Source organism: Streptomyces sp. NPDC059740 (assembly GCF_042733155.1).
GTDB lineage: Bacteria > Actinomycetota > Actinomycetes > Streptomycetales > Streptomycetaceae > Streptomyces.
Window position 1 is genome coordinate 126642 of record NZ_JBHWGP010000013.1, and the last position, 13252, is coordinate 139893.

Consider the following 13252-nt stretch of genomic DNA (forward strand, 5'->3'; position numbering starts at 1 on the left):
AGGAGGGCGAGGTCCCGGCGCGGGACACCCGCCGAGACCCCGCCCGTCCCCGCAACGACCGCGAGGAGAACGCCATGTCCCCCACCTCCCGCACCACCCCCGCCGTCCCCTGCCCGCCCGAGGAGGTGCGGCGCGTGGCCTGCGTCGGCGCCGGTGTCATCGGCGGCGGCTGGGTCGCCCACTTCCTGGCCCGCGGCTACGAGGTGACCGCCTTCGACCCCGGCCCCGACGCCGAGGTACGGCTGCGCCGGCTGGTCGACGCCGCCTGGCCCGCGCTGACCGAACTCGGCCTCGCGCCGGGCGCCGACCGCGACCGCCTCACCGTCACCGCCACCCTCGCCGAGGCCGTCGCAGACGCCCAGTTCGTCCAGGAGAGCGCGCCGGAGAGCCTGGAGCTCAAGCGCGACCTGCTGGCGCAGCTCGACGCCGCGACCCCGCCCGGCGTCGTCGTGGCCTCCTCCACCTCCGGCTACCCCATGACGGACATGCAGACCACGGCCGCCGACCCGGGCCGCCTCGTCGTCGGCCACCCCTTCAACCCGCCCTACCTCATCCCCCTGGTCGAGGTCGTGGGCGGCGAGGACACCCGCGCGGAGGCGGTGGCGTGGACCTCCCGCTTCTACGAGGTGGCGGGCAAGTCCGTGATCACCATGGACCGCGAAGTGCCCGGCTTCATAGCCAACCGCCTCCAGGAGGCCCTGTGGCGGGAGGCGCTGCACATGGTCGCCGCGGGCGAGGCGAGCGTGGAGGACATCGACGCCTCGATCACCGAGGGTCCGGGCCTGCGGTGGGCCTTCATGGGGCCGTGCCTGACCTTCGCGCTCGCCGGCGGTGAGGGGGGCATGGCGCACATGCTCGACCACTTCGGCCCGTCCCTGAAGTCTCCGTGGACGCGGCTGGAGGCGCCCGAACTGGACGAGGCGCTGCGGGACGCCATGGTCGACGGCTGTGAGCGGGAGGCCGGGGCACGCGACCACGCCGCCCTCGTCGCCGAGCGCGACCGCGGCGTCATCGCCGTGCTGCGCGCCACCGGCCGCCTCCCGGGCGGCCAGTCGTGACGGGCGAGGCCGTGCCCGCCTCGCTCCCGCTGTTCCGGCAGCGGGTGCGCGAGGAGTGGATCGACTACAACGGTCACCTGAGCGAGGCGTACTACGTCCTGGTCTTCGGGTTCGCCACCGACGCGCTCATGGACCACGCCGGCCTGGACGCCGCGTACCGCGAGCGCACCGGTTGTTCGCTGTACACCGTGGAGGCGCACGTGCGTTACCTGCGCGAGGTGGGGCCCCGGGCCGACCTCGCGGTGCGCACGACGGTGCTGGGGGTGGACGGCAAGAAGGTCCGCCTCCTCCACGAAATGCTGCTCCCGCAGGAGGAGTCGGCGGACGGTACCGTGCCCGTGGTGGCCACCGAGGAACTGATGGCCCTCCATGTGGACGGCGGCACCGGGCGGACCTCGCCCTTCCCGGAACGGGCCGCCGGGCGCCTGGCCGCCCTGCACCGCGACGCACCCGAATGGGCGGGCCGGGGAATCACGCCGGTACCGGCGGTGCTGCACTGAGGAGAACCTGCGTCCGGGGCGTCCTCCGGGCGCCCCGGACGAGGTGAAGGAGAGTGGCCATGACCCCGCACGGACACACCATCGAGGTGACCCAGGGCACCGAGCACGTCCGGGTGGTGCACCACGGTCAGGTCATCGCGGAGAGCAGCCGCCCCCTGCTGCTCTCCGAGACCGGTTACCCGGTCCGCTACTACCTGCCGCCGGAGGACGTCCGCACCGAGTTGCTGACGCCCTCGCCCACCCACACCGTCTGCCCCTTCAAGGGCACCGCCTCCTACTGGTCCCTGCCGGACGGGCCGCACGACGCGGTGTGGGCCTACCCCGACCCCAAGCCCGCCGTCGCCGCCGTGAAGGACCACTTCTGCTTCTACGACACCGAGGTGGTCTGAGGTGACCGCGGCCCGGGACGGCGACGCGGTGGACCCTGCCGCGACGGGCGGGCGGGACGGCGGCCGCGACCGTGACAGTGAGGGCCGGGCCCGCAACGCCCGCCCCCGCGACGGCCTGGGCCGCCCCCTGCCCTACGGCTCACCCGGAGTCGCCCGGGCCCCGGAGGGCGTGCGGCGCACCCCGCAGGAGACGCTGACCGAGGCGCAGCGCCTGCTGGACGCGGGGATGCCCTTCCACGCCCACGAGGTGCTGGAGGACGCCTGGAAGACGGGACCGGCCGCCGAGCGCGAGCTGTGGCGCGGCATGGCCCAACTCGCCGTCGGACTCACCCACGCCGCACGGGGAAACCTTCGCGGCGGTGCCCGGCTGCTGCGCCGCGGCGCAGTGGTGGTGGCCGCGCAGGCGCAGGACGGCGAGGACGGTGGCCCGGGGCCCCGGACCACGCCCGTCGCCGCACGGCCGGGCGGAGGCGGACCGCACGGCATCGACGTGACCGGTCTGGCGCGCTGGGCGGTGGACCTCGCCGACCACCTCACCGGACCGGTGGACGCGGCAGCGCACGCCCCGCGGCTGCGCGCCGGCGGCTGACCCTCCGCCGGGCCGCCCCGGGAAGGCCGGCCCCCCGGGGGGCCTCCGCGCGGCGCACCGCCGCGGCTAACCGATGCGGCGTCCGCCTCCGGAGAGGGTGCCGGTGTCCTCGTCCGGTCCGCTCCGGTCCGGGTCGACCGGGCGAGCGGGGTCCGGGGCCCACCGGTGGTCGAGGGAGCGCGGCCGGATGTGCAGCCGCCGCCAGGCGATCCCTGCCGCTCCCACCAGGACGAGGGCGGAGCCCCCGATCCACAGCGCGGTACCGGCCGGGGACGTCGAATCCGCCGCCTGGCTGCCGGTGGCCGTGCCGCCCTGCGCCGGCCGGTGGTGCGCCAGGCCGCCCGTGGCGCGGTGGGGCCCGCTGGCGCTGCCCAGCGCGCCGACCGGCCTGGCGTGCCCGGCGGCGGCGAAACCCCAGTCCAGCAGCCTCTCCGCTTCCTTGTACACGCCGTTGCGTTCGCCGGAGCGGGGGTTCATGACGGTGACCAGCAGGGTGCGTCCCCCTCGGCGGGCCGCGACCACGACCGTGTTGCCGGCGTGGGTGGTGTAACCGTTCTTGACGCCGATGACGCCCTGGTAGCGGTTCAGCCCGTCGGCGCCGGTCAGCAGCCGGTTGGTGTTCTGGATGCGGGTGGTCCCGTGCTCGTCCTTGCCGGGGAAGTCCGCCGCCGCGGTGCCGCAGTACCGGGCGAAGTCGGGGTTGTTCAGGCCGGCCCGGGCGAAGATGCTGAGGTCGAAGGCCGAGGAGACCTGCCCCGGCTGGTCGTAGCCGTCCGGCGACTTCACCTGGGTGTCCCGCGCTCCCAGTTCGCGTGCCTTCGCCTGCATCTCACGGGCCGTGGTCAGCCAGCCGCCGTTCATGTGGGCCAGCACGTGGACCGCGTCGTTGCCGGAGCGCAGGAAGACCCCGCGCCACAGGTCGGCGACGCGGTAGCGCCGGCCCGCCTGGACGCCGACCAGCGAGCTGCCGTCACCGATGCCGGCGAGGTCGGCGGCGGTCACCTTCCGCACCCGGTCCTGGGGGAACTTCGGCAGCACGGTGACGGCGAACAGTGTCTTGAGGGTGCTGGCGGGGGCGAGCCGCCGGTGCGCGTTCTGGGCGGCCAGGACGTCCCCGGTGGTCGCGTCGCTCACCGTCCAGGACAGGGCCGACAGTTGCTGCGGCAGCTGTGGGACGCCGCGGGCGAGCGCGACCTGCACGCCCGGGCGGTCCAGCGGGACCTGCTGGTCGGCCTGCCCCTGCGCGAGGGCCGCGGGCGCGGGCACACAGGCCACGGCGGTGGCGACGCCCAGACCGGCGACCGCTGTGAGCCTCCTGGAGACAGCAGCTGTGATTCCCATGCCGCCACGTTAGGAACGGCTGCGGGCCGCCCGCAGGTCTCCGTGCGCCAGACGGTCGAAGAGGAGGGGCCGATGGGGCGACGGTCCAGGGCCAGGTGGCGCAGCACGGGGAGGTGACGCCGGGGCAGGCGGCAGCTCGCTCACACAGATGCCCGCCCGGTGCGACGGGGGATGCACACCGGGCGGGCTGAGTCCTTTCTACCTCATCAGAGCCAAGTTATGCGTGAAAGATGTTCGAACTTCGTCAGCTCGCGCGAAACGAGGAGCGATTTCGGGCCAGATCTCCGTTATGTCAACTCGCGGTGTGTCTCTGGAACCACTCGCCTCGCACCCGTACCGCCGCACCCCTGGGCGGCGCCCCGTCCCCTCCCGAGGCCCGCGGCAGCGCGACCGGAGAGGTGAGTACCCGTACTCATGCCCGGGGCCGGGTCCGCCCGGCACGCTGTCCGTCATGACCACACCCTCCATCCAGAGACCGACCACGACGGCGTTCTTCGTCCAGTCGGCCGTCTCCTTCGGGCTCTCGCTCGTGGCACTGCTGATCGGCATCCTGCGGCTGCCGGCGGGCCCGTGGGAGCGCGGCTTCCTCGCGCTCGGCCTGGTCTTCGTCGTCTCCTCGTCCTTCACCCTCGCCAAGTGCGTGCGGGACCGGCAGGAGGTGCTGGAGGTGACCAACCGTGTCGACAAGGCGCGCATCGACAAGCTCCTGATCGACCAGGACGTCTTCCGGCAGGACCAGCTCTGAGGCGGTCCCCTCCACCCGGCCCCCGCCCCGGCCGTGCGGACGAAGGACACGGCACAGCGGGTCAGCAGCGGCAGTCGGCCGGCGGCCGGGGGTCAGCGGCGGGGACCGGTCGGCGGCGCGGCGGCAGGGGCAGCCCCGCGGCCGTCCGCGCCCGGGCCCGGCGGGGCGGTGAGCGCCGTGAGCGCAGCGTGCAGGGTGAGGTGGTCGTGACCGCGGGCCGCGTCCAGGCCGGTGAGAGCCGCCACCTTCCGCAGCCGGTAGTCGACGGTGTTGGGGTGCACCTGGAGGAGGGCGGCGGCCCGCCGGCGGTCGAGCCCGCCGACCGTGAACGCCCGTAGCGTGTCGAGGAGTTCCGGGTGCGCCGCCAGCGGGTCCAGCAGGGCGGCCAGCTGGTCCCTGGCGGGGCCCGGCCGGGTGAGCTGGTACTCCACGAGGACGTCGGCCAGCCGGTACACCCCGGGCCCCAGCCCCGCGGCCTGCGCCACCGCCCGCACCTCGGCGGCGGTCCGCGCGGCCTGCGGCACCTCCGCCACGGCGGCCCGCACCGCACCGGTGGTGAGCTCGACCCCGCAGATCCGGCCGAGTTGGAGGAGGTCGGCGACGATCCGCTCCCACTGCCCGTCCCCGCACTGCCGAACCGGCTCGCCGATGGGCAGCAGGGCGACTCCGCCGTCGCCGGAGAGTGCGGTCAGGGCCCCGTCCCCGGCCCGCCGTTCCAGTTCCAGCCGGAGCCGCCGCAGCTTGCGGCGGGCGGCCACCGAACTCTCCACCCCGGCGGCCGACTCGTCGGGGTGCGGGCCGACGACGACGTCCAGCACCAGGTAGCCGGCGGGCAGGTCCAGGCCGGCGCGGTCCGCCGCCGCCTCCGCCGGCTCCCCTGCCAGCAGGGCCGCGGTCAGCGCCTGGCGGGCGGCGTGCTCCTCGCCGAGGGCGGCACGCCGCCCCTGGAGGTAACCGGCCGTCACGGTGGCGGTCACCAGGCGCAGGTAGTCCAGGAGCAGTTGTTCCGAGGTGAGTACGGCAGCCAGGTCCGCCGGTTCCGCCAGCGGCGTCACGCGGTCCAGGCACGCGCGGGCGCCGAGGAAGTACGCCCCGACCACCGCCTCGGCCGGCAGGCCCTCCTCGGCACGCCGGACCGCCGACTCGCGCACCAGCTCCTGGTACTGCGGCCCCGGCGGGGCACCGGTGCGCAGCACCTCGAGGAAGGCCCGGATGGCGCGCTCCACGATGCGCGCGATGTCGCCCGCCAGTTCCTCCCGCGGCAGCCTCGCGTACACCGGGATCTCCTCCACCAGCCGTTCCACCACGGCGGCGGTGAGGCTCGGCACCTGGGGCGCCAGGCGTTCGTGGAGGGGGACACCGCCGAAGCGGACCTCGGCCCGTTTGTCACGCGTCACAATCACCGGCTCCCAACTCTGTGCGCCGTCCCGGGTCCACCTCCCCGACGGGCACCGCACCATGGATACCAGCTCGCTTACCGGCCGGTAACCCCTGCGGCGACTGTCGCCGTGCGACACCCGACCACCTCCCCAGCGAGAGCGGTGATCCCCGTGAGACTGACCTCCTCCCACCCTGCTCCCGGCGACCGGCCCCTACCGGGACGCAGCCGGACCTCCCGCGGCCGGTCCGGCAGACCCCGGCGTTCCGGCCGGCCCACGGCACTGCGGGCGGCGGCCCTCGCCGCCGCGACGCTGGCCCTGACGGCCGCCGGGCTCGCACCGGCCACCTCGGCCGCCGCCTCGCCGGCCTACCCCGTCGGCGGCCTCGGCACGGCGGTGAACAACTTCCTCTTCAGCCCGGACAGGGTGGCCGGCGCCAACGTCAGCGGCTGCGAGCCGAGCGCGGCGCACCCGACCCCGGTGGTGCTGGTCCACGCCACGTTCGTGGACCTCGGAGCCAACTGGGCGACGCTGTCCCCGAAACTGGCGAACGCCGGCTACTGCGTCTACGCCTTCAACTACGGCATGACCGCCCTCTCGGCGGGCCGGGTCGGCGGCCTGGGGGACATCTCCCGCTCCGCGCGGACCCTGAGCGACTTCGTCGACGACGTCCTGCGCCGCACCGGCGCCTCCCGGGTGGACCTGGTCGGCCACTCCCAGGGCGGCATGATGCCCCACTACTACCTCAAGCGGCTGGGCGGTGCGGCGAAGGTGCGGCGCTTCGTCGCCCTGGCCCCGAGCAACCACGGCACCACCCTGGACGGCCTGGTGACGCTCGGGCGGGACCTCGACGCGCTGGGCTTCGTCAACGACTTCCTCAGCCTGGTGCAGGCCCCGGGGCTGGCGCAGCAGGAGGCGGGCTCGGACTTCCAGAAGGCGCTGTTCGCCGACGGCGACACCGTGCCGGGACCCGAGTACACCGTGATCGAGACCGACCGGGACTCGGTCGTCACGCCGTACGGCAACGCCTTCCTGAACGGTTCCGGGGTGCACAACGTCCTGGTCCAGGACCAGTGCGCCGACGATCCGGTGGGCCACGTCGGGATGTTCGCGGACGGCCCGGCCCTGCAGGACGTCATGAACGCCCTCGGCGCCGACGACCCGGACTTCCGGCCCTCCTGCACCGACTACGGCCTGCCGCTCTGAGTTCCCGGCAGGCCGCCGGGCCGCACGGCGTTCCGGCGGTGGGCGGGCGGGGCTTCCGTCGGCGGGACGGCACCCGCCGGCGGGGCTGCGGGACGGGGACACGGCGGGTTATCGTTGCCGTATGCATCGTGCCGCGTACCTGAGCTGGTGGCGCTCCTCGTAGGAGCGGCCACCCTCAGGCACGACCGGGCCGTTCGGATGGACGGCCCGTTCGCGTTCCCTGGACTGGGGTGCACCTGCCGTCCGGCCGACGGCATCACCCACCAGGAGAACCCGTGAAACCCATGCCGTACGACGACGAGAGCACCCTCCCCACGGACACCGCTCCGGCCGACGCCCTCGCAGCCACCGCCGCGCAGGCCCGCAGCGCGGTACTGGAGAGACTGGTCAGTGAGGACCCGGGCCGGTTCCGCGTGCTGACCGGGGACCGCCCCACCGGCCGGCTGCACCTGGGCCACTACTTCGGCACGCTGCACAACCGGGTCCGGCTGCAGGAGCTGGGCGTCGAGATGTTCGTGCTGGTCGCGGACTACCAGGTCCTGACCGACCGGGACGTGGCCGAGGACCCGGCCGGCTTCGTCGAGGAACTCGTGCTGGACCAGCTCGCCGCCGGTGTCGACCCGGCCCGGGCGGTGATCTTCACCCACAGCGCGGTGCCCGCGCTGAACCAGCTCCTGCTGCCGTTCCTCAGCCTGGTCTCGGTGGCCGAGCTGAACCGCAACCCCACCGTGAAGGAGGAGATCGCCCACTCACGGCAGTCCTCCGTCAGCGGCCTGATGTTCACCTACCCCGTCCACCAGGCCGCCGACATCCTGTTCTGCAAGGGCAACCTCGTCCCCGTCGGCCAGGACCAGCTACCCCATCTGGAGGTCACCCGCACCGTCGCGCGCCGCTTCAACGACCGCTACGGCAACGGGACGGCGGTCTTCCCCGAGCCGGAGGCGCTGCTGTCCAAGGCGCCGCTGCTGCTCGGCACGGACGGCACGAAGATGAGCAAGAGCCGGGGGAACGCCATCGCGCTGGCCGCCGACGCCGACGAGACCGCCCGGCTGATCCGGGGTGCGCGCACCGACGCCGAGCGCCACATCACCTACGACCCGGCCCGCCGCCCCGAGGTCTCCTCGCTCGTCCTGCTGGCCGCCCTCTGCCAGGGCCGGCCCCCGCAGCAGGTGGCCGAGGAGATCGGCGCCGCGGGCGCGAGCGGGCTGAAGAAGTGCGTCACTGAGGCGGTCAACGACCACTTCGCGCCGATCCGCGCCCGCCGGGCCCGGTACGCCCAGGACCGTTCCTACCTGCGCGAGATCCTCCGCGAGGGCAACGAACGCGCCAACGCCGTCGCCGAGACCACCCTCGACGAAGTGCGCCGGGCCATGAACAGCCGCTGCTGACCGGGCGCGGACTCCGCCCCGGGCACCCGGGTGTGCTCGGGGCGGCCCGTCCTTCCGGTGCGCGGGCCGGAAGACGCGTCCGACCAGGTCGCGCCCGGGAGCCGGGCGGTCGGTCCGGGTGTCCGGCGGGCGGCTCCCGCTCGGCCCGGGCCCGCCGACCGCGGACTACTCCCGGGCCCCGATGACGTCTGCCGGCTTGCCGGCGAGGGAGACCCGGGCCGAGACCGTCGTGGCGACGAGGGCCAGGCACGCGGCGGCCGCGACGACTCCCGTGTAGACGGTCACGGAGAGGTGGGGGGCAGCTCCTCCTGTCATGCCGACCGCGAACGCGGTGAGTGTCGCCACCGCGATCGCCGTTCCGACGACCACGGCGAGCAGCACCACTGCGAGCGACTCCAGCCGCAGCATCCGCAGGACCTGCCGCCGGGTGGTACCGACCAGCCTCAGCAGCGCGAACTCCCGTGCGCGGCCGGTGATGGCCATGGCCAGGGCGTTGACCGCCGCGATGGCGGTGAAGGCGATGACCAGGCCCATCGCGAGGAAGGCGACTGCCGCACCGGAGTGCTGCCGGTCGGCCTGCGGCGTCCCGGCCCGGCCGCCGTCCAGCACCCGCACACCGGGACAGTCGCGCACCGCCCGGGTCAGCTCCCGCTTCGGGCGGTCCGTCCTGACCAGCACCTCCGAGCTGAGGGGGTCGTCCACGTGCGCGGCCACCACGTCGTGGGCCATGGTGAGATCGCCGAACCCCAGGCCGCGGGCGTACACCGAGACCACGGTGAGCGGCACCCGGGTGCCGTCCCCCATGGTCACCTCGACCCTGGTGCCGACGCCGCCGACGCTGCCCGCCGCCACCTCGCTGACCGCCAGGCCGTCGCTGTCCAGGTCGCGCAGTGAGCCCGAGACGACCTCGGGATCCATGGTCTGCTCCAGGCCCTCAGGGGTGACGCCCTGCACCTGGAACTCCGCCAGGCCCACCCGTACCGCACTGCGCACGACCTCGGTGACGCCGGTGACACCGGGCAGGGCCCGTACCGCGTCCGCCGCCGGCCCGGGGACACCGGGCCCGGACGAGGCGAGGGTGTAGTCCGCGAGGTTCCCGCCCCGGGCCTGACTCCGGGCCGCGTGCCCCAGCGTCGACTGGACGAAGACGACGGTGCAGGTCAAGCCCACCAAGAGGGTCAGCGGAGTGAGGACAGCGGAGACCTGCCGCAGATGGGTCCGGGTGTTGGCCGTCGCGAGGTAGCCGCTGACCCGGGACAGCCGCAGCGGGACGCCGAGCGCTGCGAGACCGGCCCGTGCGATGACCGGCCCCAGCAGTGCCACGGCTGCGGAGAGTGTGATCACACAGAGGTAGGTGACGGGCGTCGACGCCGGCTCCGTGTGCAGGATGCTCAGCACGAACAGCAGCGCGATCCCGGCGGCCAGCAGGACCGAGCCCGCGACCAGCGGCTTGGTCAAGGAGGCCTGCGTCTGTGTTGCGGCCTCCGACAGCGCTTGGACCGGACGGATCCGTGCGACCTGCCGCGCGGACACCCGCGCTGCCGCCCAGGCACCCGTCACGGTGAACAGCAGCGCGGCGAGCATCGGGTACGGGCTGAGGGTCAGCCCCAGCGTGTCGGGGACGGTGCCGATACGGACGAACTCGCCGTGCAGCCAACCGGCGACCGGCAGTCCGGCGGCCGCGCCGAGGGCACCTGCGAGGAGGCCGATGACGACGGCCTCGCACCCGATCAGCCTGCGGATCTGCCGGGGCGTGGCCGCGACGGCACGCAGCAGAGCCAGTTCCCGGTACCGCTGCTGGACGGAGAGCGCGAAGGTGCCGGCCACCACGAGGACGGCCACCAGCAGGGAGACAGCCGCGATGGCACCACCCATGCTGATCAGTCGTACGCGGGCCCTGCCCGCCCCGAGGAACTCCACGGCTCCGCGGTCGCCGGCTCCGTGCACCTGGGCGGTGGTGCCGTCGAGCGCGCGGGAGAGCGCGCCGGTGAGTGCCTTACGGTCGGTGCTCCGGTCGGGGAACACCCCGATGACGGACACCTGGCCCGCGTGTCCGCTAAGCCGCTCGGCCTCCCGGTCGGAGAAGAACAGCGTCGACTGCTCCCGCAGGTCGCCGGCAGCAGGGGCCGCGACACCCGAGACCCGGTAGACGGCCGGTGCCCCGGTGGACTGCACGGTGACCCGGTCGCCCACGCCGAGGCCGGTCCGCGAGGCGAGTTCCCTGTCGAGCACGACCTGGTCCCTCGCTCTGGGTGCCGTACCCGATTCCAGCGCGAAGGGCGTGAGTGCCGCCGACGCCCAGGAGTGGCCAAGAGACGGCCCGTCGCCCGGCCCGGCGACGACTTCCCCTCTGCCGCGGACGACGTAGGCGGGAAACTCCACCTCGGGTACGGCGGACCCGACCCCGGGAACAGCGGCGACCCTGGAGGTGAGGCCGGCCGGCAGCCACACCCGCTCGTCCAGGGGCTTGGCCTTGCGTTTGACCTTTCTCTTGCCGTTCTTCTCCGTCACCTGGACCGAGTGGACGTTCTGGTCACCCGCCACCACGAGCGGCGCAGCCGCGTAGCGTTCCGTCCCGATCCTGCCGGTCAGTCCCGTCATCAGCAGCATGCCGCAGGCGGTGACGAGAGCCGCGGCGCACGACAGTGCGAGAAAGGCCCCGAGGAAGCTCCCCTTGCGGAACGTCAGAGTGCTCAGGACGTAACGGAGCATCAGGACCACGCTCCCGCACGCGTCATGCGTGCGGCGATCTGTTCAGCCGTCGGGCTGTCCGCATGGTCGACGATGCTGCCGTCGGCGAGGAACAGCACACGGTCCGCACAGGAGGCCGCTACCGCGTCATGGGTGACGAGGACGACCGTCTGCCCGCCGGTATCGACACACCCCCGCAGCAGCACGAGGATCTCCCTGGCGGTGACGGTGTCCAGCGCACCGGTCGGCTCGTCGCCGAAGATGACGTCCGGTCGCGTGACGAGGGCCCGGGCGATCGCGACCCGCTGCTGCTGACCGCCGGAGAGTTGGGACGGCCGGTGGTCGACCCGCCCCGTCAGACCCACACGGTGGACGATCTCGTCGAGCCACCTCCGGTCGGTGCGCTGTCCGGCCAGCCGCAGCGGCAGGGTGATGTTCTGCCGGACGGTGAGCGCGGGCACGAGGTTGAAGCCCTGGAAGACGAAACCCACCCGGCGTCGGCGCAGATACGTCAACTCGGTCTCGTCCATGCCCGTCAGTTCCTCGCCTGCGATCCTGACGGAGCCGGAGCTGGGCCGGTCCAGGCCGGCGGCACAGTGCAGGAAGGTGCTCTTCCCGGAGCCGGACGGACCCATGACCGCGGTGAAGGTCCCGCGCCGGATCCCGACCGTGACGTCCTTCAGTGCGGCGACCGAACGGCTCCCGCGACCGTAGGTCTTGGTCACCCCTTCGAGCCGCACGGCCTGGCTGGTCATGTTCTCCCCCGTCCCCGGCCTGCTCCCCGCTCCCACCTTCACGGTCCCCCGTTCTCCATCGGAACTTCCCCGGATGCGTCCTGCGGTGTTTCGGCGGACTCGGTGTCCCCGGGCACTGCCTGCGCCGGGTCGGGTCCGGGAAAGGCGAAGAAGCGAGTCAGCACGGTCCTCGCCCCGGTCGGCAGTTCGTCACCGGTCCGCTTGTAGCGGTTGATCAGGGAGATGAACTCCTCGAAGAAGGAACGCAGTTCGTCCTGGGTCAGCTGCATCGAGCCCCGCGAGTAGAGGAAGGCGTCGGCCCACTCCCCGAGATCGTCGCTCTGCCGCTGAAGCTGCTCGAACAGCTCGATGTCCGCTGCGTAGGCCCGGCGGTTCATCTCGTCGATGACGGGCCGGATCTCCGCGCTCTGCCTGCTGCGCGCGGGGAAACGCAGGTCCGCGGGGACGACCCGCCACCACCGTTCACGCCCGTGGGCTTCCGCGCCCTTCTCCGCCTCCTCGATGAAGCCGTACCGCGCCAGTTCCCGAAGGTGGTAGCTGGTCGCGCCGGTGTTGAGGTCGAGTTCCCGCGCGAGCATCGCCGAGGTGGCCGAGCCGAGTAGCGAGAGCCGCTGGAAGACCTGGTACCGCCTCGGGTGACTGAGGGCCTTCAGAGCCGCCAGATCGTTGATCTCTCTCAGCCTGCGTTCTCCTGGCACGAGTGCACAATCCCATGTGCACAGGACTTTGTGCAATGGTGCGGTGCGTGCCTGCCCGCGCGACTCGGCCTTGCGCGGCCACTGGCGGCAGGCGGTCGCTGCGGTACGCCGACGAGAGGGTGCGTGCGGGGTGGTGGGGCGGCGTCCAGCCGCGGACGCCAGCCACGGTGGGCGGCCGAGCGGTTTCGGGGGACGGCCACGGCGGCTGGCCTGCGGCCGGGCGACGGAACGGCACCACCCGGGTGAGGCCGGCCGCGACGGTCCGGGCCGTCTGCGCGGCCTCGACGTGGAGCGCGGGCCGGCCGTCCCGGTGTCCGCGTACCGGTGCGGGGCGTCCGCGTACCGGTACGGGAAAAGGGGCTGGTCTTCGCCTGGCCCTGACATGCAGAGGGGCGGGGCCGCGGGCAGACCCGGACCCGCCCCGAAGGGGCACGCAACACGACGGGCGGCCCGGGGTTTAACAAGCACCCCCAGAACCCCCGGGGGAATAAAAAAAAAAACGAAGCCCACCCA

Annotated in this window: 12 protein-coding genes; 7 read left to right on the top strand and 5 right to left on the bottom strand. The window is 73.5% G+C overall.

The features are described from left to right. Positions 1-74: 74 nt before the first annotated feature. The 4 genes from ACFV3R_RS17985 to ACFV3R_RS18000 are packed head-to-tail and all read left to right on the top strand — an operon-like array spanning position 75 to position 2536. The gene (locus tag ACFV3R_RS17985) at positions 75-1058 is read left to right on the top strand and encodes a 3-hydroxyacyl-CoA dehydrogenase NAD-binding domain-containing protein (protein ID WP_385583175.1); all 984 of its coding nucleotides are present in this window, start codon (positions 75-77) and stop codon (positions 1056-1058) included. Further along, positions 1055-1558 (top strand): thioesterase family protein, encoded by a 504-nt coding sequence (locus ACFV3R_RS17990; RefSeq protein WP_385583177.1) that lies wholly within the window; start codon positions 1055-1057, stop codon positions 1556-1558. The genes ACFV3R_RS17985 and ACFV3R_RS17990 overlap by 4 nt, the downstream gene beginning before the upstream one ends. A gap of 59 nt (positions 1559-1617) precedes the next feature. Further along, positions 1618-1947 carry a DUF427 domain-containing protein gene (locus ACFV3R_RS17995; RefSeq protein WP_385583180.1) on the top strand — a complete coding sequence of 110 codons (330 nt, stop codon included), beginning with the start codon at positions 1618-1620 and terminating at the stop codon, positions 1945-1947. Positions 1948-1975: 28 nt separating this feature from the next. Then, a complete protein-coding gene (locus tag ACFV3R_RS18000) occupies positions 1976-2536 on the top strand; it encodes a DUF309 domain-containing protein (RefSeq protein ID WP_385583381.1) in 561 nt (186 codons plus the stop codon). A gap of 66 nt (positions 2537-2602) precedes the next feature. Here ACFV3R_RS18000 and ACFV3R_RS18005 read toward each other — a convergent pair whose 3' ends face one another. Beyond that, positions 2603-3877, bottom strand: coding sequence for a D-alanyl-D-alanine carboxypeptidase family protein (locus ACFV3R_RS18005; protein WP_385583183.1), 1275 nt, complete (start codon positions 3875-3877; stop codon positions 2603-2605). 451 nt (positions 3878-4328) lie between these two features. Here ACFV3R_RS18005 and ACFV3R_RS18010 point away from each other — a divergent pair, with 451 nt between their 5' ends. Next, entirely contained in the window at positions 4329-4622 is a 294-nt protein-coding gene (locus ACFV3R_RS18010; protein ID WP_385583186.1) for a YiaA/YiaB family inner membrane protein, read from the top strand. Between the two features lie 92 nt (positions 4623-4714). On the opposite strand, the gene ACFV3R_RS18015 is transcribed toward ACFV3R_RS18010, so the two are convergent. Next, entirely contained in the window at positions 4715-6019 is a 1305-nt protein-coding gene (locus tag ACFV3R_RS18015; RefSeq protein ID WP_385583188.1) for a PucR family transcriptional regulator, read from the bottom strand. Between the two features lie 264 nt (positions 6020-6283). Between ACFV3R_RS18015 and ACFV3R_RS18020 the strand changes: the two genes are divergently transcribed. After that, complete coding sequence (locus ACFV3R_RS18020; protein ID WP_385583385.1) at positions 6284-7207, top strand: esterase/lipase family protein; 924 nt, start codon at positions 6284-6286, stop codon at positions 7205-7207. Between the two features lie 284 nt (positions 7208-7491). Next, the gene (trpS, locus tag ACFV3R_RS18025; RefSeq protein WP_385583388.1) at positions 7492-8595 is read left to right on the top strand and encodes a tryptophan--tRNA ligase; all 1104 of its coding nucleotides are present in this window, start codon (positions 7492-7494) and stop codon (positions 8593-8595) included. Positions 8596-8760: 165 nt separating this feature from the next. On the opposite strand, the gene ACFV3R_RS18030 is transcribed toward trpS, so the two are convergent. Genes ACFV3R_RS18030 through ACFV3R_RS18040 form a run of 3 tightly spaced genes read right to left on the bottom strand, consistent with a single transcriptional unit; the run spans position 8761 to position 12739 of the window. After that, entirely contained in the window at positions 8761-11307 is a 2547-nt protein-coding gene (locus tag ACFV3R_RS18030; RefSeq protein WP_385583190.1) for an FtsX-like permease family protein, read from the bottom strand. Continuing rightward, complete coding sequence (locus ACFV3R_RS18035) at positions 11307-12041, bottom strand: ABC transporter ATP-binding protein (protein ID WP_385583193.1); 735 nt, start codon at positions 12039-12041, stop codon at positions 11307-11309. Before ACFV3R_RS18035 ends, ACFV3R_RS18030 begins: the two co-directional genes overlap by 1 nt. A 38-nt stretch (positions 12042-12079) precedes the next feature. Further along, positions 12080-12739, bottom strand: coding sequence for an ArsR/SmtB family transcription factor (locus tag ACFV3R_RS18040; RefSeq protein WP_385583196.1), 660 nt, complete (start codon positions 12737-12739; stop codon positions 12080-12082). Positions 12740-13252 lie beyond the last annotated feature (513 nt).